The sequence below is a fragment of the Streptomyces sp. 2114.4 genome (genome assembly GCF_900187385.1).
GTDB classification, from domain to species: Bacteria; Actinomycetota; Actinomycetes; order Streptomycetales; family Streptomycetaceae; genus Streptomyces; species Streptomyces mooreae.
The window spans coordinates 7,488,627-7,507,243 of sequence record NZ_FYEY01000001.1; the positions used below are offsets into that span (position 1 = coordinate 7,488,627).

17 protein-coding genes are annotated in these 18,617 nt (G+C 73.1%); 9 read left to right on the forward strand and 8 right to left on the reverse strand.

What is annotated here, in order from left to right; genetic code table 11:
- Positions 1-65: 65 nt before the first annotated feature.
- Positions 66-605 (reverse strand): gamma carbonic anhydrase family protein, encoded by a 540-nt coding sequence (locus tag CFW40_RS33030; protein WP_088801401.1) that lies wholly within the window; start codon positions 603-605, stop codon positions 66-68.
- A 143-nt stretch (positions 606-748) separates the two neighbouring features.
- On the opposite strand from CFW40_RS33030, the gene CFW40_RS33035 reads away from it, so the two are divergent.
- Complete coding sequence (locus tag CFW40_RS33035) at positions 749-1,513, forward strand: DapH/DapD/GlmU-related protein (protein ID WP_088802523.1); 765 nt, start codon at positions 749-751, stop codon at positions 1,511-1,513.
- 41 nt (positions 1,514-1,554) lie between these two features.
- Here CFW40_RS33035 and CFW40_RS33040 read toward each other — a convergent pair whose 3' ends face one another.
- Positions 1,555-2,424: a DMT family transporter gene (locus CFW40_RS33040; RefSeq protein WP_088801402.1), complete on the reverse strand. Its 870-nt coding sequence runs from the start codon at positions 2,422-2,424 to the stop codon at positions 1,555-1,557.
- Between the two features lie 106 nt (positions 2,425-2,530).
- Here CFW40_RS33040 and CFW40_RS33045 point away from each other — a divergent pair, with 106 nt between their 5' ends.
- The 3 genes from CFW40_RS33045 (at position 2,531) to CFW40_RS36825 (ending at position 4,400) form a co-directional block, all read left to right on the forward strand.
- Positions 2,531-3,103 (forward strand): helix-turn-helix domain-containing protein, encoded by a 573-nt coding sequence (locus CFW40_RS33045; RefSeq protein WP_088801403.1) that lies wholly within the window; start codon positions 2,531-2,533, stop codon positions 3,101-3,103.
- Between the two features lie 42 nt (positions 3,104-3,145).
- Positions 3,146-3,703: a YbaK/EbsC family protein gene (locus CFW40_RS33050; protein ID WP_088801404.1), complete on the forward strand. Its 558-nt coding sequence runs from the start codon at positions 3,146-3,148 to the stop codon at positions 3,701-3,703.
- A gap of 469 nt (positions 3,704-4,172) precedes the next feature.
- Complete coding sequence (locus CFW40_RS36825; RefSeq protein ID WP_119203481.1) at positions 4,173-4,400, forward strand: hypothetical protein; 228 nt, start codon at positions 4,173-4,175, stop codon at positions 4,398-4,400.
- Between the two features lie 25 nt (positions 4,401-4,425).
- On the opposite strand, the gene CFW40_RS33055 is transcribed toward CFW40_RS36825, so the two are convergent.
- Both CFW40_RS33055 and CFW40_RS33060 read right to left on the reverse strand, forming a co-directional pair.
- Positions 4,426-4,833 (reverse strand): CoA-binding protein, encoded by a 408-nt coding sequence (locus CFW40_RS33055; protein ID WP_088801405.1) that lies wholly within the window; start codon positions 4,831-4,833, stop codon positions 4,426-4,428.
- A gap of 190 nt (positions 4,834-5,023) precedes the next feature.
- On the reverse strand, positions 5,024-5,812 hold the full coding sequence (locus CFW40_RS33060) for a type VII secretion system-associated protein (RefSeq protein WP_088801406.1): 789 nt from the start codon (positions 5,810-5,812) through the stop codon (positions 5,024-5,026).
- A 263-nt stretch (positions 5,813-6,075) separates the two neighbouring features.
- On the opposite strand from CFW40_RS33060, the gene CFW40_RS33065 reads away from it, so the two are divergent.
- Together CFW40_RS33065 and CFW40_RS33070 are read left to right on the forward strand one after the other, a co-directional pair.
- Complete coding sequence (locus CFW40_RS33065) at positions 6,076-6,702, forward strand: YigZ family protein (protein ID WP_088801407.1); 627 nt, start codon at positions 6,076-6,078, stop codon at positions 6,700-6,702.
- 160 nt (positions 6,703-6,862) lie between these two features.
- A complete protein-coding gene (locus CFW40_RS33070) occupies positions 6,863-8,347 on the forward strand; it encodes an APC family permease (protein WP_088801408.1) in 1,485 nt (494 codons plus the stop codon).
- Positions 8,348-8,461: 114 nt separating this feature from the next.
- On the opposite strand, the gene CFW40_RS38790 is transcribed toward CFW40_RS33070, so the two are convergent.
- Positions 8,462-8,842, reverse strand: a complete 381-nt coding sequence (locus tag CFW40_RS38790; RefSeq protein WP_088801409.1) for a chaplin — start codon at positions 8,840-8,842, stop codon at positions 8,462-8,464.
- A gap of 386 nt (positions 8,843-9,228) precedes the next feature.
- On the opposite strand from CFW40_RS38790, the gene CFW40_RS33080 reads away from it, so the two are divergent.
- From CFW40_RS33080 to CFW40_RS38510, 3 genes are read left to right on the forward strand one after another with little or no spacing between them, the layout of a single operon-like run.
- Entirely contained in the window at positions 9,229-10,395 is a 1,167-nt protein-coding gene (locus tag CFW40_RS33080; RefSeq protein WP_088801410.1) for an exonuclease SbcCD subunit D, read from the forward strand.
- Positions 10,392-13,607, forward strand: a complete 3,216-nt coding sequence (locus tag CFW40_RS33085) for an AAA family ATPase (protein ID WP_088801411.1) — start codon at positions 10,392-10,394, stop codon at positions 13,605-13,607. The genes CFW40_RS33080 and CFW40_RS33085 overlap by 4 nt, the downstream gene beginning before the upstream one ends.
- A 25-nt stretch (positions 13,608-13,632) precedes the next feature.
- Entirely contained in the window at positions 13,633-13,767 is a 135-nt protein-coding gene (locus tag CFW40_RS38510) for a hypothetical protein (protein ID WP_256331142.1), read from the forward strand.
- On the opposite strand, the gene CFW40_RS38795 is transcribed toward CFW40_RS38510, so the two are convergent.
- From CFW40_RS38795 to CFW40_RS33100, 3 genes are all read right to left on the reverse strand, one after another.
- Positions 13,739-15,226, reverse strand: coding sequence for a GNAT family N-acetyltransferase (locus tag CFW40_RS38795; RefSeq protein WP_088801412.1), 1,488 nt, complete (start codon positions 15,224-15,226; stop codon positions 13,739-13,741). The genes CFW40_RS38510 and CFW40_RS38795 overlap by 29 nt on opposite strands.
- Positions 15,227-15,328: 102 nt before the next feature.
- The gene (locus tag CFW40_RS33095) at positions 15,329-17,023 is read right to left on the reverse strand and encodes a DUF885 domain-containing protein (RefSeq protein WP_088801413.1); all 1,695 of its coding nucleotides are present in this window, start codon (positions 17,021-17,023) and stop codon (positions 15,329-15,331) included.
- A gap of 151 nt (positions 17,024-17,174) precedes the next feature.
- The gene (locus CFW40_RS33100) at positions 17,175-18,572 is read right to left on the reverse strand and encodes a GNAT family N-acetyltransferase (protein WP_088801414.1); all 1,398 of its coding nucleotides are present in this window, start codon (positions 18,570-18,572) and stop codon (positions 17,175-17,177) included.
- Between the last annotated feature and the right edge of the window lie 45 nt (positions 18,573-18,617).

Below are 18,617 nucleotides of genomic sequence, written 5' to 3' on the forward strand. Positions count from 1 at the left end.
GCCGACCCCGTACCCGTCGGGCCCTCGGCAGGCCGCCCGCTGTGCCGCCCGGCCGGCGGCCTGGCTCAGTCTCCGGTGCCCGGCACATCCTCGCGGTGCCGCGCCGCCAGCTCCCGGTACATCGTGGCATTGAGGCGGATGGTCTCGCGCTCCTCGTCGGTCAGCTCCCGCCTGACCTTCGCCGGCACCCCGGCGACCAGGGAGCCGGGCGGCACTTGCATGCCCTGGGGAACCAGCGCCTGCGCGGCGACCAGCGAGCCGGCGCCGATGTGCGCGCCGTTGAGGACCGTGGCACCCATGCCGATCAGCACGTCGTCCTCGACGGTGCAGCCGTGCAGGACCGCGTTGTGCCCGACCGAGACCCGTGCGCCGACGGTCACCGGGAAACCGGGGTCCACGTGCACCGTGCAGTTGTCCTGGATGTTGCTGTCGGCGCCGAGCACGATCGGACCGCAGTCGGCCCGCAGCACCGCGTGGTACCAGACGCTGGCGCCCGCCGCCATGCTGACCTCGCCGAGCACGACGGACGTCGGGGCGGTGAAGGCCTCCTGATCGACCTTCGGCTCCTTGCCGCCCACCGGTGAAATCAATGCCCGTCCCGCCATCCGTGGATCTCCTCGCCGTGATGCGCCGCGCCCACAGCACCGTAGACGACGGCCGCTGCGCCGGGCAGGGACGGCGCCCGGTGGGGCGAAGATCACAGTCCGGCGCGCGGTCCGCCGCCCGGCGGGCTGAGTACGGTGTGCGGGTGCCGATAAACCAGAACGTGTTCTCATCCGTCGCGGCCTGGCGGCGCCGGGCCGTGTCGCGTGCCGTCCACCGCGGCGCGCGCTGGGTGAGGGAAGCCGCGGCCGTCACGGCCGAGCGCCCCGGCCCGTACCGCTTCCGGCGGATCGGTACCGGCACCCGGCTCGCCTATCCGCAGGGCACGGTCTTCGGCGACCCGTGGATCGAGCTCGGCGACCACTGCATCATCGCCCAGGACGTGACGCTGACCGCGGGCATGATGCCGGACCTGGACCTCGGCCCGGAGCCGATCCTCACGCTGGGGAACGGCGTGGTGCTGGGCCGCGGCAGCCATGTGATCGCGGATGTCCGGCTGACGATCGGCGACGACTGCTTCTTCGGCCCCGGGGTCTACGTCACCACCACCAACCACAGCTACGACGACCCCGAGGTGCCGGTCGGCAAGCAGTGGCCGCGCAGCGACCCGGTGGCCATCGGCCCCGGCAGCTGGATCGGTACCGGCGCGGTGATCCTGCCCGGTGCGCGGCTGGGCCGGAACGTGGTGGTCGCGGCCGGCGCCGTGGTCCGCGGCGAGGTCCCCGATCATGCGGTGGTGGCCGGTGCGCCCGCCCGGGTCGTCCGCCGCTGGGATGCTCAGCAGGGCTGGCAGCCGCCGCTGCGCACACCGGCGCCGGTGCCGATCCCCGAGGACGTCACCCCGGACCAGCTGGTCGCGCTGCGGGCGTGGCAGGCGGCGGAGGCCAAGGAGGCGTACGAAGCGTCCTGAGCCGCCGTCAGGCAGCCAAGGCGCCGCCTGCCCCGTGTGTGTCAGCTCCCCGACGCGAGCAGGACCGAGCCGACCACCGCGAGGGAGGCGCCGGCCGTCTGGACCGCCCGCAGCCGTTCCTTGAGGACGCCGAGCGCGGCGAGCGAGGTGACCACCGGGTAGAGGGAGGCGAGCACCGCCGCGAGGGTGACCGGCCCGTTCTGGGCGGCCAGGGCGTAGGTGCCATTGGCGGCGACATCGGCGATCCCGACGAATCCGAGCGCGGGCAGGGCGCTTTGGAGGGCCGGGAGCCCGCCCTCGGGCAGTGCCGGGGTGCCACGCCGCACCGATCCGTACAGGGCGGCGCCGCCGACGGCGACATTGCACACCCGCTGGACGAACAGGGCGAGGAAGAGGCCTGTCAGGGTCGTGGACGCCTCCGAGATCAGCGCCATTACCGCGCCGAAGCCGAGCGCCGAGAGCAGCGTCAGCGCAATCGTCTGGCGGGCCACCGACGCGCCGCTGACCCGCGGGCCGCCGGCCAGCACGACACCGATCACGGCCACGACCATGCCGGCGGCCTGCAGCAGACCCGGCCGCTCACCCGCCACGATCCCGACCCCGAGCGGTACGAGGACCGTGCCGACCGACGCGAGCGGGGAAACCACTCCCATCGGGCCGAGCGCCAGGGCGCGGTAGAAGCAGAGCATGGCGGCGGGCCCCACGACGCCCGCTCCGACCGCGCACCACAGCTGCGGCCCGGCCTCCCGCCAGCCCCCGGTGGCCAGCACCACGACGCCCAGCACCACGGCGGCCAGGGTCTGCGAGACGACCACCACGGTCAGCGCCTGCAGGCGTCGGGTGAGCAGTCCGCCGCCGAAGTCGGCGAGCCCCCACAGAAGGCTGCTGGTCAGGGCGAAGACCGCTGTCATGGTGAAACCTCGCAGTACAGTGAACCGGACGCTGAAGTGCACCACACCGTAGTGCAGTGAAATGTATTGTGGCATCCAATATATTGCCCTTCGACTTGGACGGACCGTGACGGACCTCGACCAGCTCACGCAGTCGCTCGCCCGCAACCTCAAGCACTGGCGCGCCGAGCGCGGCTTCACCCTCGATGCACTGGCGGCCCGCGCCGGGGTCAGCCGCGGCATGATCATCCAGATCGAGCAGGCCCGGACGAATCCCAGCGTGGGCACCACCGTCAAGATCGCCGACGCGCTCGGCGTCAGCATCACCACGCTCCTCGACTACGAACAGGGGCCGCAGGTCCGCATCGTGGCGCCGAGCGAGGCGGTCCGGCTGTGGTCCACCGAGGGCGGCAGCTTCACCACCCTCCTGGTGGGCGCCGAGGCGCCCGGCCCGTACGAACTGTGGGACTGGCGGCTGATGCCGGGCGACAGCAGCGTCTCCGATCCGCATCCGCCCGGCACCGTCGAACTGCTGCATGTCCGTGCCGGCACGCTGACGCTGGTCGTGGACGGTGTGGAGCACACGGTGCCCGCCGGCGCCTCGGCAACCTTCGAGGCCAAGGTCGCGCACGGCTACCGCAACGACGGTACGGAACCGGTCGAGATGACCATGTCGGTGGTCATCCCGCTCGCCGGCTGAGACGGCCGGCCGCCGCTCCGCCAGGACTGTTAACTTGGCGCCATGCCTGTGCCGATGGATGCCTTCGACGAGATCCGGCCCGCCGTGGAGTGCCTGGACCTGCTGACCGCGCCGGTGGCCGACGCGCTGCGCTCCTGGAGCGGATCCGTACCGGTCGAGGAGGTGCGCTTCGTCGACACGGACCCGGCCGTCGCGGACACCGCCCTGCTCGTCGAGCGCCACGGCTCCTGGCTCCTGGAGCAGTCCGCGAACTGCGTGGTGGTGGCCGGCAAGCGCGGCGGCGAGACCACCCTGGCCGCCTGTGTCGTCCTCTCGCACACCCGCGCCGACGTCAATGGCGTGGTGCGGCGTCATCTGGGCGCCCGCAAGGCCTCGTTCGCGCCGATGGACCGGGCGGTCGGTGAGAGCGGGATGGAGTACGGCGGGATCACCCCGATCGGCCTGCCCGCCGGCTGGCCGCTGCTGCTGGACCCGGCCGTCGCCGACATCTCCTACGCCCTGATCGGCAGTGGCAGCCGCCGCGGCAAGCTCATCGTGCCCGGTAAGGCACTGGCCGAACTGCCCGGAGCCACGGTCCTGGAGGGGCTGGCAACCGCCTAGGACCGGCCCGAAGCCCGGTCGTCGAACTCCGTCCGGCCGCTCGGCTGCCCGTCCGCTCAGCCGGTCCTACGGGGTGGACGTGCCGGAGGGCGGCTCCAGCGGCAGCGCGGTGGGGTGCTCGGTGAATCCCCCACGCCGGTACAACGGCTCGGCATCGTCGGTGGCATGGAGGTCGCCCGGGTGATGCCCCGCTCCCAACTCCCGGGAACATCACGCCCGTTCATGGCGAGGGACATCAGACGGCGCGACCGGACCAGCTCGGCGGCGTCCTCGGGCACAGCCGCCCGCATCCGGCTCATGCCCGGGCGCTCACGCATCCGCCGCTCAGCCCCAACGGGGCAATGTCCCTCACGCACCACTTGCGCACGGGGCGGAGGCCCGGCTCGCGGGATCCTTCGATTGGCCGGGGCAGGCGTCCAAGCACCGCAAACAGGCCCCCACAGGCCCCCGGTGTGGCTACGGTGAGTGCATGACCGGTAACGATGGCGACAGTGATCACGTCACTCGGATTCTCCATGCGGCCACCCAGGGCCGCGAAGGGAAGGCCGTCCTGTGTGATCGCTGCGATATGCCCCTGATCTTCACCGGGCGAGAGCGCGCCACCAGCGTGCAAACGCCCATGGTGGTCATCACCGGCCACTGCCCGAACGCCGAGTGTTCCGACGACGGGAGCCCGCACCGGCACCCCGAGGAATGAGCACGGGGCGTCCCAAGCCCGCCGCTCAGCGCAAACGGGGTATCTCGATCGCCGGGCAGCGATCCATCACCATGGCGAGCCCGGAGTCGTGCACCCGGTCCCAGGCCGCCTCGTCGACCACCCCGAGCTGAAACCAGACGGCCTTGGCCCCGACCGCCACGGCCTCGTCGGCGATGCCGCCCGCCTGCTCGCTGTTGACGAACACATCGACCACATCGACCGGGAAGGGAATGGCGGCCAGCGACGGGTACCCCTGCTCACCGTGCACCGTCTCCGCCTTCGGATGCACCGGCACGATCCGCTTGCCGTAACGCTGCAGCACCTCGGCGACGCCGTGCGCCGCACGCTGCTCATTGCCCGACAGGCCCACGACGGCCCAGGTGTCGCCGAGTTCGGTGAGGATCTTGCGGATCGTGCTGGGGTCGCCGTACACGCACTGCCTCCTGCGGGTGGAAGGGTCCTGTGCCGGACAACGGACGGCGGGACCCGGAGATTCCCGTTGCGGGCGATGGCGCGACGGCGCGGCGGTGCGGTCGTGGGGCGCGCCACGACCGGCGCGCGCCGGACGGCAAACGCCCCGCCCGAAGGGGAAGACGGGCGGGGCGGGTCTTCGGTGCCGCGGCTCAGTTGGCGCCGCGGGCCATACCGCTGCCGGCCATTCCGGCTCCGACGGCGGTGCTGCCCTTCGCGGCGCGGGCCGGCTTGCCGATCCCCCGGCCGCTGCCCACCGGCTCGGCCCCACCGGCCCCGGTACCCGGGCGCGGCGCCACGGGCACGGTCGCGTCCCGCGGCTCATCGGCCGTTCCGGACACGCCGGCCAGCATGGCGCGCAGCTCCTCGGTGTCCACCAGCATGCTCACCGGACCGGTCGGGTTGAGGTACAGCGCATGCCCGGGCGGCAGCTGCTCGACGAGTGCGGCCACCGGCCGCCGGTCGTACAGCAGACGGCCCACCGATTCGAGGTAGCTCTGCGAGGTGTAGACAGGGATCACCGGAGTCCCCTCGGGCGAGGCGGCGGCCAGCGGCGTACCGGTCGCGGTCACCAGGACGGACACCTCCGCGCGCACCAGCGCCTCGGAGACGGCCTCTCCCGGACCGTAGCCGGTCGCGGCGAGCTGTAGTGCGCTGTCGACCGCATCGGTCGGCTCCGCCCAGTCCAGCATCTGCGGCGACGGCCGGTACTCCGGATTGTCGCGCCACTCGACGATCTCGCCGGACGCGTCCGAGCGCCACTGCCCGATCAGCGCCCAGAGGGGCGGTGGCCCCTCTCCCTGCCAGGTCAGATCCACCATGGCCAGCCAGTGATCGGGTGCCTGGCGTGCCGCCTCGATGACCTCCGGTGGGGGCTCGGGCATCTCCTCGCCCGTGACGGGAACGCCCGCCGTCATCGCCGACTGTGTGCTCTCTTCCATGCAGCCCTCCGCAAACCCGCCGTTCCTACACGTACGAGCGGGGCCCCGGAAACACGAGGCTCTCGCACTGACCTCACAGTGCCCACGGCCGGGGCGGACGTCGCACCGACGCACCGTGCGGACGGGGTGGGTACGCCGCTCGGCCGTGCGCTCTGCGCCCGTACGGCGGACACCCGCGCCCGTACGGCGGACACCCCAGCGCGGCGCGGTCCGGCCCGGCCGGCCGGTATCCGCATGTCACAGGGGCCGCATAGGCTGGTCCGATGCAGGAGCAGTACCGCACGCTCGCGCGCGAGGGCGTCCATGAGATCGAGATCAACAAGTCCCGCTTCCTCTGCGCGCTCGCGCCCGTCGCGACCGAGGCCGAGGCCCAGGACTTCATCGCGCGCATCCGCAAGGAGCACCCCACCGCCCGCCATCACTGCTTCGCCTACGTCCTGGGCGCCGACGGCGGCATCCAGAAGGCGAGCGACGACGGCGAGCCGGGCGGCACCGCGGGCGTACCGATGCTGCAGATGCTGGTGCGCCGCGAGGTCCGCTTTGTCGTCGCCGTCGTCACCCGCTACTTCGGCGGCGTCAAACTGGGCGCCGGCGGCCTCATCCGGGCGTACGGCGGCGTCGTCGGCGAGGCACTGGACGCGCTGGGCACGGTCACCCGGCAGCGCTTCCGCCTGGTGACGGTCACCGTCGACCACCAGCGCGCGGGCCGGGTGGAGAACGATCTGCGCATGACGGGGCGGGCGGTGCGTGAGGTCACCTACGGGGCAGAGGTCCGGATGGAGATCGGACTGCCGGAGGCCGACCTCGAGGCCTTCCGTGGCTGGCTCGCGGACACCACCGCCGGCACGGCGAGGCTGGAGCTCGGCGGCGAGGCGTACGGCGACCTCTGACCGCCGGGCCCCGCGGCCCTGCCGCAGGGGGCGGCGGATACGGACCGGGCCGGAAAGTCCGGGACGTACCGGTGCGCCGGAGCGCCGATCGTGTCAGCCTGTGGCGCGGCGGGAAAAGGCCGCGAAACCGGTGTGCGCGCCGGCACGAGAAGGGGTCCCGATGCCTGAACTCCTCGATGAGCGCGTGGGATTCGTGCGCCGGATCGGCCTGTTCCAGGCCACCGCCATCAACATGAGCCAGATGTGCGGCATCGGCCCCTTCGTGACCATCCCGCTCATGGTCGCCGCGTTCGGCGGGCCGCAGGCCGTGACCGGGTTCCTGGCCGGGGCGGTGCTTGCACTCGCGGACGGACTGGTCTGGGCCGAGCTGGGCGCGTCACTGCCGGGCGCGGGAGGCAGCTACGTCTATCTGCGGCAGGCGTTCCAGTACCGGACCGGCAAGCTGATGCCGTTTCTGTTCGTCTGGACGGCCATGCTGTTCATCCCGCTCGGCATGTCCACCGGGGTGATCGGCTTCGTGCAGTACCTCGGCTACGTGTGGCCGGACATGAGCCCGGCGCAGGGCGACGTCGTGGGTCTCGTCGTCACGGTGGGCATCATCGCGCTGCTGTGGCGGCGGGTGGAGAACATCGCCAGGCTCACCGTCGTCCTGTGGACGGTGATGATCGCCTCCGTCCTGCTGGTCATCGCCGCGGCCTTCACCCACTTCAGCCCCGAGCGCGCCTTCACCTACCCCGCCCATGCCTTTGAGGTGACGTCCGGTCACTTCTGGGTCGGCTTCGCGGCCGGCCTGACGATCGGCATCTACGACTACCTCGGCTACAACACGATCGCGTACATGGGCGCCGAGATCAGACAGCCGGGACGCACGATCCCCCGCGCCGTGATCACCTCGATCCTCGGGATCATGACGATCTATCTGCTGCTGCAGATCGGCACCCTGGGCGTCGTGGACTGGAAGGACATGCTCGACCCGCACTCCACGGCGTCCTCCTCCGTCGCCTCCGCCGTGCTGGAGAAGGCCTGGGGCAAGGGCGCCGCCGACACCGTCACGGTGCTCATCCTCATCACCGCCGTCGCCTCCGTCTTCACCGGACTCCTCGGCGGCTCGCGGGTCCCCTACGACGCCGCCCGCGACCGGGTCTTCTTCCGCCCGTACGGCACACTGCACCCTCGTCACCGCTTCCCCGTGCTGGGCCTGCTGACCATGGGAGCCGTGATGGCCGTGGGCTTCCTCGTCGGACGGCACACCGACCTGGGCACCATCATCCAACTGCTGACCACGGTCATGGTGCTCGTGCAGTCGCTGGCCCAGATCGCGGCGGTGACCGTGCTGCGCCGCCGTCAGCCGGGGCTGCGCCGCCCGTACCGGATGTGGCTCTATCCGCTGCCGGGCTTCGTGGCGCTGGTCGGCTGGCTGGCGATCTACGGCTACGCGGACCGGAACTCGCCCGGCAGGCACCCCATCGAATGGTCGCTGGCCTGGGTCGGTGCGGGTGTCGTGGCCTTCCTGGCCTGGGCCCGTTACGAGAAGGAGTGGCCGTTCGGGCCGAAGCGGATCAGCGAGGAGTATCTGCACGGCGCCGAGCCCTCCGGGGGCCGGAGGGCAGAAAAGAGCCCGGGGCCGGGTCGTCTGCTCCGATGAAGGTGGAAGGGCTGTCGGTGCAAACGGCCCGGCCCCGGGCCTGCGTGATGCGTGTGTCGGTGACCGTCCCGGGTGGGGCCGTGGTGACCGGCCGCACCCGGGACGGATCGGGGGCTAGCGCATCAGGCCGCCGCCGCCGGTGTGGATACCGCCGGCCGGGTGGTGCTTCTTGTGGTGGTGCTTCACGACGCGCTTGATGACGTGCTTGGTGACGTGCTTGGTGACGTGGCGGTGCACGATCACCCGGCGCTCGACGTTGCCGTTGAAGCAGGTGTTACCGAAGGCCGGGTTCAGCAGACCCCCGATGTTAACGGTGTTGCCGCACAGATTGACCGGAATGTGGACCGGGATCTGAATCGCATTGCCCGACACCACTCCCGGTGAATTGGCCGCGCCGCCGGCCACGTCGCTGTCTGCGAACGCTACCGAAACGCCCCCCAGGGCAGTACCTGCCGCAAGAGCGGCCACAGCAGCCACCCGCGTGATCCGTGACATAACAAATCTCCCGATCGATCCAAGCGACTCACTGCCGCTTCCTGGTACTTCCCTTCGGCGTATGCGGCCGCAACATGAGTAAACCCGGGATGGTTTCACGCTTTCGAGTGAAAAATGTGGTTAATGGTGCCTTATGTGCGTAAAGCGTCTGCTGGGGTGTGTGTTGCTGGGATGCCGGACCACAGAGTCCGGGCTCCGGTACGGCCGCCTCACGGCCGCATCGGGGCCGCATGCCGCTGCCGGCCGCCCCGGACCATCGGCCCACCCGCCCCCACCGCAGGTGCGAGAATGAGGTCCGTGACGGGCGGGGTGGTTGTCGAAGCACACGCCGGCCGTGCCGACGCGTAGTCCACGGAGGGGAAGAACATGCTGGTCGGAGCCGCCACGTGAGGCTTCTGCACACTTCCGACTGGCATCTGGGGCGGTCCTTCCACCGCGTGAGCCTGCTCTCCGCACAGCGCGCCTTCCTCGATCATCTCGTCGAGACGGTGCGCGAGCGGGACATCGATGCGGTGCTGGTCGCGGGCGACGTCTACGACCGTGCCGTGCCGCCGCTCGCCGCTGTCGAGCTCTTCGACGACGCCCTGCACCGGCTCGCCGCCCTCAGGGTCCCGACCGTGATGATCTCCGGCAACCATGACTCCGCCCGCCGACTGGGGGTCGGTGCGGGGCTGATGGAGCAGGCCGGGATCCATCTCCGGACCGACCCGGCAGGCTGCGGCACCCCCGTGCTGCTCGCCGACGCCCACGGCCCGGTGGCGCTCTACGGCCTGCCGTATCTCGAACCCGCCATGGTGCGCGACACCCTCGGCGCGCAGCGGGCCGACCACGCGGAGGTGCTGGGCGCGGCGATGGAGCGGGTACGGGCCGACCTCGCCGGCCGGCCCGCGGGGACCCGCTCCGTGGTGCTGGCGCATGCGTTCGTCACCGGTGGTGCGGTCAGCGACAGCGAGCGCGACATCACCGTCGGCGGGGTCGCCTCCGTTCCGGTACCGGTGTTCGACGGGGTGGACTACGCCGCCCTCGGGCATCTGCACGGCTGTCAGACCCTCACCGAGCGGGTCCGCTACTCCGGATCGCCGCTCGCCTACTCCTTCTCCGAGGCCGGTCACCGCAAGTCGTCATGGATCGTCGAGCTCGACGCGGACGGCGCCGTGCAGGCGGAGCGGGTGGACTGCCCGGTGCCGCGGCCGCTGGCACGAATCCGCGGGCCGCTGGAGGAGTTGCTGGAGGACCCGGAACAGGCCCGGCACGAGGAGTCCTGGGTCGAGGCGACGCTCACCGACACCGTCCGGCCGCATGAGCCCATGGCCCGGCTCGCCCGGCGCTTCCCGCACATCGTCAGCCTGGTCTTCGACCCCGACGAGGGGCCCGGCCGCTCGGCCGCCTCGTATGCGCAGCGGCTGCGCGGGCGCAGTGACCAGGAGATCGCCGAGGACTTCGTGGAGCACGTGCGGTCCGGCCGGGCGGTCGATGAGCAGGAGCGGACCGAACTGCGCTCGGCGATCGACGAGGTGCGGGTGGATGACATGGTGGCCGAGGTGGCGCGTTGAGGCTGCACCGGCTCTCCCTCACGGCCTTCGGACCCTTCGGCGGCACCCAGACCATCGACTTCGACCGGCTGTCGCGGGACGGCCTGTTCCTGCTGCACGGCCCGACCGGTGCGGGCAAGACCTCGGTCCTGGACGCGGTGTGCTTTGCGCTGTACGGGTCGGTGCCCGGGGCGCGGCAGAGCGGCCAGGCCCTGCGCAGTGATCTGGCCGACCCGCTGACCCTCACCGAGGTCGTTCTCGAACTGACCGTGGCACAGCGGCGGTTGGAGATCACCCGGCTCCCCGAGCAGCCCCGCCCCAAGAAGCGCGGCAGTGGCACGACGAAGGAGAAGGCGCAGAGCAGGCTGCGGGAATTCGTGCCGGCGGCCGGCGGAGGGGGAGCGGCGGACGGCCACGGGCCGGCGGACGGCCCGGGCGGTCACTGGAAGGCGCTGAGCCGTTCGCACCAGGAGATCGGTGAGGAGATCGGCCAGCTGCTCGGGATGAGCAAGGAGCAGTTCTGCCAGGTGGTCCTGCTGCCGCAGGGCGACTTCGCGCGCTTTCTGCGGGCCGATGCGGAGGCCCGCTCCCGGCTGCTGGGCCGGCTCTTCGACACCCGGCGGTTCGCCGCTCTCGAAGAGCAGTTGAACGTGCGCCGCAAGGCCGCCGCCGACACGGTGACGGCAGGCGACGAACGGCTGCTGGCGCTGGCGCACCGGATGGCGCAGGCGGCCGGTGAGAGCGCCGATCTCACCGATCCGTCCGTCCCGGCGCCGGACCGCGCCGGGCCGGCGGCACCGGGCGCACCGGCACGCGGGCGCGGGCGGGCGGCGGCCTCAACGGCGCGGGCGACCGTGCCGGGGCAGGCCGGGCCGGTGGAGAGCGGCGGACGGGGCGGAACCGGCCGTGCCGCGGCCGGGGAGGACCGGGTCGCAGCGGGACCCGGCGAGCCGGGGTTCGCGGAAGCGGTGCTGGTCAGGGCGGCCGTTGCCCGGGTGAGTGCCAGGGAGCGGCTGGCGGTCGCGCAGTTGGCGGTGCATGCCGCCGAGGCCGCCGAGCACCGGGCGGCCGGGGAGTGGGAAGAGGCCCGCGAGCGCGACCGGCTCCAGCAGCGGTACGCGGACGCCCGGCGACGGGCCGCCCGGCTCGACGCCCGTGCCGGGGAGCGGGCGCACACCCGGGAGCGGCTGGAGCGGGCTCGTGCGGCCGCGGAGGTCGCGCCCGCGCTCGCCCTGCGGGACGCCGCCTGGCACGAACTGGACGCCGCACAGCGCGCCGAACGGCAGGCCAGAAGCCCGCTGCCGGCCGCCCTCGCCGACGCCGAGAGCGACCACCTCGCCGCGAAGGAACGGCAGGCGAGGGAAGATCTCGGCTCGCTCGGTGCGGCCCGCCGGGCCGAGCGGCGCGCCGCCGAGCTCGGCCGCGAGCGGGCCGCCCTCGACCGTGAGGCGCGCGCCGATGACCAGACCCTGCGGGACGCCGCCGAGTGGCTTGCCGCATGGGGCGATGACCGGCGCGCCCATCAGCAACGCATCGACACGGCCCAGGAGGCCGCCACCCGGGCCGACCAGCTCGCAGCCCGGATCGCACCGGCCGCCGAACGCTGGGAAGCGGCCCGTCGTCGTGACCGGCTGTCCGACGATGTGCGGTCGGCGGAAGGGGAACTGCTCGTCGCCAGGGAGCAGTCCGCGGCGGCCCACGAGCACTGGCTCGACCTCAAGGACCGCAGGCTGCGCGGGATCGCCGCCGAGCTCGCGGACGGGCTGCGCGACGGCCAGGCGTGTGCGGTGTGCGGGGCGACCGAGCACCCCGCCCCGGCCCGGCCCGGGGCGGGCCATGTCGACCGGACGGCCGAGGAAGCCGCACTGGCGGCGCACCGCCGGGCCGAGGAGGCGCGGCAGCAGGCCGAGGCCCACTGCCAGTCGGCCAAGGAGGCGCTGGCCGCCGCGGCCGCCACGGCCGGCAGCACCCCGACCGGTGAACTCGGCGCCCAAGTGGAGGAGCTGCGGGCCGGCTTCGCCCGCGCCGGTGCGCTCGCCGCCGACCTTCCTGCCGCCCTTGAGGCGTTGGGAGACGCCGAGCGGGAATACGAACGGCGCCGCGACGGACAGCAGCAGGCCGAACGCCGGGTCGCCGCCCGTACCTCCCGGCGCGAGGCGCTGGACCGCGAACGGGCCGCCCTGGAAGAGGAGCTGGCCCGGGCGCGTGGCGACTCCCCGAGCGTGGCCGAGCGGGCCGCGCGGCTGGAGCGGCAGGTCGCCCTGCTCGCCGCGGCGGCGGAGGCGGCCCGTACGGCCGGCGCTTGCGACCGGCGTCTGCAGGACGCCGAGGCCGGGCTGTCCGACGCCGCCCACCGTGCCGGATTCGACACCCCGCAGGCCGCCGCCGAGGCCCTGCTGCGGGACGGCGAATGGCGGGAGCTGCAGCAGCGACTCGACGACTGGCAGGCCGAATCGGCCGCTGTGGAAGCGGAGTTGGCCGATCCCGGGGCGAGTGCCGCGGCGGCGCTGCCGCCCGCCGACCCGGTCGCCGCGCAGACCGCGCACCAGGCAGCGGCGGCGCGGCTGCGTAGCGCCTCGGCCACCCACGCCGCGGCCCGGGACCGCTGCACCGAGCTCGACCGGCTCTCCGCGCGCGCCGAGGCCGACGCCCGCGCGCTGGCCCCGCTGCGCGCCGGCTACGAGCGCATCGCCCGTCTCGCCGCCCTCGCCTCCGGTACGTCCACGGAGAACGAGCGGCGGATGCGCCTGGAGTCGTATGTGCTCGCCGCCCGGCTCGAACAGGTCGCCGCCGCCGCCACGGCCCGGCTGCAGCGGATGTCCGGCGGTCGCTACACCCTCGTCCACTCCGACGAACGCGTCGGCGGCGCCCGGCGCTCCGGCCTCGGTCTGCATGTCATCGACGCCTGGACGGGACACGAGAGGGACACCTCCAGCCTCTCCGGCGGCGAGACCTTCTTCGCCTCGCTCGCGCTGGCGCTCGGCCTCGCCGATGTGGTCACCGACGAGGCGGGCGGCACCCGGCTGGACACCCTCTTCATCGACGAGGGGTTCGGCAGCCTGGACGAACAGACCCTGGACGAGGTGCTGGACGTCCTGGACTCCCTGCGCGAACGCGACCGCAGCGTCGGCATCGTCAGCCACGTCGCCGACCTCAAGGCGCGCATCCCCGCCCAACTGGAGGTCGTCAAGGACCGGTCGGGGTCGACGGTCCGGCACCGCGTACGGGGCTGAGCGGCCTGAGCCTTGCCGGGCGGGGGTGTCACGGACGGGCGGTCACTGGCTGACCGGCGGGCGGCTCGACCCGGCCCGGCTGATCCTCTGGCCCGCGACCGACGAGGCGCCCTGGATCACCGGCCAGGTCATCAACTCCGAGGGCGGCTTGCGGCGTTGACCCCGTCTCCGGCACCGGCACCGGGCCGGGCCCCGACAGCGGCCTCGGCCCCCGCCGTGGCCGAGGACCCGTCGATCTCGTAGGCGCACAGCCCCTCGCGCTGCCCGGAGAACCGGAAACCCGCCCGTTCCAGCACCCGCTGGGACGGGACGTTCTCCGGCTCCGTCAGGGCGCACACCGTCCGCACCTCGGGGTGGGCGGCCGCCCAGCCGGCGAGCAGGCGCGCGGCGTCGGTCGCCCAGCCGGCGCCGCGGGCGGACGGGGAGAGGTCGTAGCCGATCTCCACGAAGCCCTCGGCGTCCGGCGGGCCGTGGAAGCCGATGCTGCCGAGCGCCGTCCCCGAGGCCGCGTCGGTCAGGACGAAGACGCCCCAGCCGGGCCGGTAGTGGCCGGCCGCTGCGGCCCGTACGGCGATACCGGCGCCGCCCGAGGTGGCCGCGGCCGGGGTGCCGTCGATCCAGTCGAACCCCGCGGGCTCGCCGTCCGCGACCAGCGCGGCGGTGGCCGGCAGCAGTGCCCGCAGCGCCACCCGGCCGGACCTGAGCACCAGCGGGTAGCCGGCGCCCGCGGTGACCAGCGCCTCGAACAGCGGCCGGTGGTCCACCCCCGCGGGCAGACCGCTGACCTGGCCGTCGCCCACCTCCACCACCCGCCACACACCGTCGGTGCGCAGCGCCAGGTCCGTGGTGACGAAACGCAGCCCCAACTCCCGTACGGCGGGCGCCACCCGGATGAGATCGGGGACGGGGCGCAGGCCCGGGGTGTCGGGGTGCGGGCCGGTCAGCACCGGCTCGCCGTCCACCCACCACACCCGCGCCTCGCCCACCGCCTCGAAGGTCTCGAAGTCGCGCAGCACCACGCCTCCGGTCAAGAACTCTTCCTGGAGGGCGAGGAAGCGGCTGACGACCGCGGCCAGTTGCTCGGTGTCGCCCGCGTCGGGGACGAACGCGGCCTCGTTCCATTCGTGCTTGCGGGACTTGACCCAGTCCTTGACGACGAGCGGACGGGGCCGGCCCGGCGTGCCGAGCCCGTCGGCAAGTCCCGCCAGCGCCGCCCGCTCCGGCGCCCGGCCGGGCGCGCAGGGGAGCCAGGCGCTGTGCGGGGTGAGTGCGCGGAAGGTCTCGTACCAGCCCGGGAGCTCATGGGCGCGCTGGTATGCCGAAGGGGAGGTCAGCAGCCGGCCGCCGCGGTCGGCGAGCGCCGCGGACAGCTCGGCATAGCGGCCGGCGGGCAGCATCCAGCCGCGGTACCAGACCGGTCCGGCATCCCGCGGGACCCGCGCCACCGCCGCCTCGGCGTCCCCGGCGACCAGTGCCTCGTGGTCGAGCAGCGCGGTCACCGCGCCGGCCGACTGCGCCGCGGCGGCGTCGGCCGCGAAGTGCGGATCGGTGCGCCGGGGACGCAGCGGGTCGCCGGGGAGCAGAAGGAGCGGCCGGTCCGGCGCGGGATCCACTGTCATGTCAGCGGACCCTACGGACGGCGGCGGCCGGCCACAACACCCGGTGTGCCGGCCGGCCACCCCACCCGGTGTGGTGGCCGGCCGCCGTACACCGGGCCGGAATCAGAGCGCCGACAGCTCGGCGAGCAGATCGTCCAGGCCCAGCGAGCCCTGCGACAGCGCTGCCATGTGCCAGGCCTTGAGGTCGAAGTCCGCGCCGTGCCGGGCGCGGGCCGCCTCCCGGCCCTGCAGCCACACCCGCTCGCCGAGCTTGTAGCCGATCGCCTGCCCGGCCATGCCCTGGTAGCGGATGATCTCGCTCTCGACGAAGTCGGCCGGACGGCTGCTGTGCCGGGCGAAGAACTCGTGTGCCAGCTGCGGCGTCCAGCGCTCACCCGGATGGAAGGGGGAGTCCGCCGGGATCTCCAGCTCCAGATGCATTCCGATGTCGATGATGACCCGGACCGCCCGCATCATCTGGGCGTCGAGATACCCCAGGCGCCGTTCGGCGGTGGTCAGGAAGCCCAGCTCGTCCATGAGCCGTTCGGCGTACAGCGCCCAGCCCTCGGCGTTCGCGCTGACGATGCCGACCGTCGTCTGGTAGCGGGAGAGCTGGTCGGCGACGTGCGCCCACTGCGCCAGCTGGAGGTGGTGGCCGGGCACGCCCTCGTGGTACCAGGTGGAGACCAGGTCGTACGCCGGGAAGCGGGTCTCGCCCATCGTCGGCAGCCAGGTCCGGCCGGGCCGGGAGAAGTCCAGCGACGGCTGGGTGTAGTAGGGGGCGGCGGCGCCACCGGGCGGGGCGATCCGCGACTCCACCCGGCGCACCCGCTCGGCCAGTTCGAAGTGGGTGCCGTCGAGCGCGTCGATGGCCTCGTCCATGAGGGACTGGAGCCACTGCCGGGTCTCCTCGACGCCCTCGATCGCCTCGCCGTGCTCATCGCACCAGGCCAGCGCCTCCCACGGCGTTTTCGCCCCGGGCAGGACCTTCTCGGCCTCGGTCTCCATCTCGGCGAGCAGCCGGTGGAACTCGGACCAGCCGTACGCGTACGCCTCGTCCGGGTCGACGTCGGCGCCGTTGAAGTAGCGGGCGAGCCGGGCGTAGCGCTCCCGGCCCACCACGTCCGGTGCGCCCTCGACGGCCGGGGCATAGCTGTCACGGAACCAGTCGCGGAGCTCCACCAGGGCGCCGGTCGCCACGCCGGCGGCCTCGGTCAGTTCGGCGCGCAGGGCCTCCGGGCCCGGGTCGGTGAACTCGGCGAACCAGCCGCGGTCGGTGCCGATCCATTCGTCCAACTGGCCGATGACGGTGCGGACCTGGGTCGGTCCGGCGGGCAGATCGCGCTTCAGGCCGGCGTCGAGTGCGGCGCGGTAGCCCTCCAGCGCGGCGGGTACGGCCCGCAGCCGCTGGGCGATCGCCGCCCAGTCCGATTCCGTCTCGGCCGGGGTGACCGTGAAGACCTCACGGACGTGGTGCAGCGGCGAGCTGAGGTTGCTGACCGTGCGCAGACCCTCGCCCGCTTCGTGCACCGCCAGCTCGGCGGTCAGCCGCTCGCGCAGCAGCCGGGCGCAGACCTGCTCGGCGGCCTGCTCCGCGCCGGGCCGGGACTCGGCCTCGGCCAGCTTCTCCAGCGTCGTCCGGGCGAGCTGGGCCACCGCTTCCTGGCCCGTCGGTGAGAAGTCGGGGAGCTTGCCGGAGCTCTCGGCGATGCCGAGGAAGGTGCCGGTGATCGGGTCCAGGTCGACGAGGGCGTCGACATGGGCATCGGCGACCTGGCGGGGCAGCGGGCCGCCCCCGGAAGTAGTGGTGTGGGACATACGTCCATCCTCGTACGGATGGCCCCGCCGCGTCACCACCAAGAGACGGTACGTTGCTGACGCTTTGCGCTCTCGTCCGGAGGCGGGAGGTCCGGTTGCGGGGGCGCCGGCCGGGCGTCGGCACGCCCGGCCGGGCACCACGGGGTGGTGCTCAGCGGCGCCCCGTGCCGTCCTGGACCCATACGCTCTGCGGGGTCTCCCGCCGGGCGGGCATGTCCGCGGGGCGGGTGGTGATCACCAGCGTGCCTTCCTCGATCTGGTAGTCGAGCGGCAGTCCGAGTCCACGCATCGCCGCCACCATGCCGGTGTTGGAGGACTGGGTGATCGCATAGACACTCTCGCAGCCGGTTTCGGCCGCCATCGTCAGCAGCCGGCGCAGCAGCTCGGCGCCGATGCCGCGCTGCTGCCAGGCGTCCTCGACCAGCAGGGCGACCTCGGTCTCGTCGCCGTCCCACAGCAGGTGTCCCAGCGCCACCAGCCGGCCGGATGCCGTCTCCACCGCCAGGGTGCGGCCGAACCGCGGGCTGAGCAGATGGCCGAGATAGCGGTCCGCATCACCGACCGGGCCGTGGTAGCGCAGCCCCAGGGTCTTCGGGGAGCAGCGGTCGTGCATCTCGCGGGCCGCGGGCAGATCGGAGGTGTCGGCGCGGCGGACCGTGATCTCGTTGCCCTCGGGAAGCGTCAGCACATCACGCCGCGGGGGCACCCGCTGGCCGAGTCTGGCGTCCAGGTCGACCAGGGCGCGTACCCGGGCGAACTCGGCGGGGGTGAACGGCAATTGCGGCCTTTCAATGGTGAGCGAGCCCCCGGAGGGGTCGCGGAATTTCATGCGGTGCTTCTCCAGCACGCCCCCCGTGGGCACCTGCTCCGCGAGCGGCTGCCCGCGCAGCCAGCGCGCGGGCACCGAACGTATCGTGCAGCGTCCCAGCAACTGGCGTAGCGACAGGGGGAGTTCGGCGGAGTCCAGGGCGGTCCGGGTCGCCAGACCCAGCATCCGGGTCGGCGCATCGACGAGGTCGTGCGCATCGGCCCGCTCCAGCCAGCTGTGCGTGCCGCCCGCTTCGGTGACCGTGCGGGTCAGCTCTGCGGACGTCAGCGCGGCGGGCGCGCGCAGCAGGAACTCGTCGACCGTGCCCTCGGACAGCGGGTGGGTCTGCAGGCTGAGGATGTCCACCCGCCGCGCGCCCAGCGCCGTGCACAGCACGGCCAGGCTGCCGGGCTCGTCCCGGACCGTGGTCCGCATCCGCCACAGCACCGTCTCCTGCCCGCCGGCCCCGGGGGCCGGTCCGGACGGGGACGCCGCCGTGGCGCCGGTATCGGTCGGCGGCGGGGCGTTTTCGTGGCGTCGTGACCACCAGACGTGGAAGCCGGCCACGGCCAGGAGGGCGACCGCGGCGGAGCACAGCATGACGGGACCCGACGGGTCGTGCGCGATGGTGTGGGCCAGGACGTCGGCCCCCGCCACGGCGCTGAAGAGGGCGGCCAGCTCGACGACGTCCCGCCGCCAGTGATGACGGCGGGTGGCACGGGCAGAGGATGCTTCAGTCATGCACACCAGCCTTGCGCACAGGTGTTGCCTGATCGCCAACACCTT